General features: G+C 46.0%; 3 protein-coding genes. All 3 read left to right on the top strand.

The features are described from left to right. A partial coding sequence (locus tag IJN28_01490; GenBank protein ID MBQ6712446.1) for an orotidine 5'-phosphate decarboxylase occupies window positions 1-353 on the top strand: 353 nt, incomplete at its 5' end. After that, window positions 353-928 carry an orotate phosphoribosyltransferase gene (gene pyrE, locus IJN28_01485; GenBank protein ID MBQ6712445.1) on the top strand — a complete coding sequence of 192 codons (576 nt, stop codon included), beginning with the start codon at window positions 353-355 and terminating at the stop codon, window positions 926-928. The genes IJN28_01490 and pyrE, both read left to right, overlap by 1 nt. A gap of 140 nt (window positions 929-1,068) precedes the next feature. Beyond that, window positions 1,069-2,372 (top strand): DUF4145 domain-containing protein (locus IJN28_01480; GenBank protein ID MBQ6712444.1); only part of this gene is annotated, 1,304 nt, incomplete at its 3' end.

The following is a 2,372-nucleotide window of genomic DNA, read 5'->3' as shown; positions in this document are numbered from 1 at the left end:
TTACCAGTATGAACCAAGAACAGTGGGGACAGATGGGACACACTTGCGAGATCAGCGACCAAGTCGTTCGTCTTGCACTCCTTGCAAAAGAAAGTGGTATGGACGGTGTCGTAGCATCTCCGCAAGAAGCTTCTGCTATCCGCAGAGTATGCGGTGACGACTTCCTCATCGTTACGCCGGGCGTTCGTCCTGTCGGCGCCGCAGTCAACGATCAGAGCCGTATCGCAACGCCGTCGAGCGCACTTCGTCAAGGCTCGACGCATCTCGTAGTCGGTCGCCCGATCACGGCGGCACCCGACGGTCAGGCAGCAGCCAAAGCGATCTTAGAGGAAATGGAGGGCGCATTCAAATGATGACGCAAGAAGAAGTAAAACAGTTATTTATCGAAACAGGTGCGATCTTGGAAGGTCATTTCCTTCTTACTTCGGGACTTCACAGCCCGATGTACGTCGAAAAATTCCAAGTTCTTCAGCACCCGAAACATACAGAAAAACTCTGCCAGTCCATGGCAGAAATGTTCGCTGACGACAACGTAGAAGTAGTAGTAGGCCCTGTAACGGGCGGTATCCTTCTCGCGCACGAAGTCGGCAAAGCACTCGGCACGCGCGCGATCTTCACCGAACGTGAAAACGGCAAAATGGCACTCCGTCGCGGTTTCCAGATCAAACCGGGCGAACGTGTCCTTTTGGTAGAAGATATCGTAACGACGGGCGGTTCCATCCAGGAAGTCCTCGACGTCGTTATCGAAAAAGGCGGCGTACCTGTCGGTATCGGTATGCTCGTAGACAGAAGCGGTGGTAAAGTAAACTTTGATGGCGTTCCGCACAAAGCACTCCTTAACCTTACCGTAACCACATACGATCCTGCTGACTGCCCGCTCTGCAAACAAGGTCTCGACATGACGAAACGCGGCAGCCGCAAACTGTAATTTTATACAGAAAGATGAACAACCATGCGAACAGCATGGTTGTTTTTTCTTTTGGCAGAACGAATTATCGTTGAGAAAATATGACAGTATTTGTGATATAATAATACATAAGAGATATTTGTTCGAAGAGGGTAGTCATTATGTCAAGATTTGATTTTTTATACAATGATTTCAAAGCATTATACGATAAATGCGTACAAGCCGAAGAAGCGACCGATGTTAACTTCAAGATGCTCATGGTTCGTCAATCGCTTGAATATATCGTTCGGGAATTGGGCGAGCGTGGCAATGACTTATTCCAGAGTATCAGCAATCTGAGTGACAGAGACATACTGGATGAAGAGATCAGCGACTTATTCCACGAGACAAGTATGCTCACGAATCGCGGTGTCCATGGACAGTCTGTAAGTACATACGATACACAGACTGCTATCAACAACTTGGTCGAAATCACGATATGGTATGCGGCAGAATATAAGGAAAAATCATTTCGATTGAATCAATTCTCCGCAGAAGATATCGGCAGGGCGAAACAGTATGTCAAAGATGATTCGTATCAAGGAGTATCGCAGGCAGAATATCTGGCAGTAGATGTAGACCCGTTGGCAACAGTCGGCACATTCCAAACAACATGGGATGAAACAGTCAATCCATTGGAAAAAGACGTATTCGAAACAGAAGCAGAGTATGAAAAACGTATTGCACAGATGGAGCCTGTTCGTATCGGCTATGGTGTTCTTAACACAGAGAAAAAAGACGGTTACACTGATGTGCAATTCTTACAACATCATATCGAACGCAATAAAGTCATTCAATTTGTGAAGGCTCCCGTATACTTCTTCGCACAGAATGCGCCTGTAAGTGGTGTGATAGATGGTGAGATCGTTGCTCGTTTGCGCGTACACGACCATAGGGTCTGCTGTGACTATTCACGCATCTATCTTCGTAATGGAGAACAAGATATCCCGATCCGCTTCATCTGCTGGCAAAAGACGGACTACGAAACCGATGCAGACTATCGTAAACGAGTGGAAACACTTCCAATCCTTCCGCTCGGACTTTGTATGCCGATCCGCAGTCGATACGATATTGAGAAGCAACAGTTACCGTTCGAGACAAAAAAATTTGCCTATGTACCGTTTGCGATTTCTGCAATATATACGGTTCCTTGCGACAGAGACTTGGCAAAACGTGTTTGTATGCAGAAAGAGCCGTTTATTGTTTTCGGTAATATCTTATTGAATAAAACAATGGAACGCACTCTTATTTGGGGAAAAGAAACGGGTATCGTATACGATAACGAAGTGGTGTGGAGTTTGAACAGTCTTGGTATCCGCTATTATAATGAGGAAAATTATATAGAGGCCGTAAAGTGTTTTCATCAAGCTGCGGAACAAGGATATGCTGCTGCACAAAATAATCTGGGAGATTGCTATCAATATGG

Source organism: Selenomonadales bacterium (genome assembly GCA_017442105.1).
Lineage (GTDB): Bacteria > Bacillota > Negativicutes > RGIG982 > RGIG982 > RGIG982.
The sequence above is the reverse complement of the archived record's forward strand: the minus strand, read 5'-3'. Positions and strand labels throughout refer to the sequence as shown.

Excerpts from the sequence above, each read along its gene's own strand:
- pyrE (MBQ6712445.1), top strand. The coding sequence starts at position 353 with ATGACGCAAGAAGAAGTAAAACAGTTATTTATCGAAACAGGTGCGATC.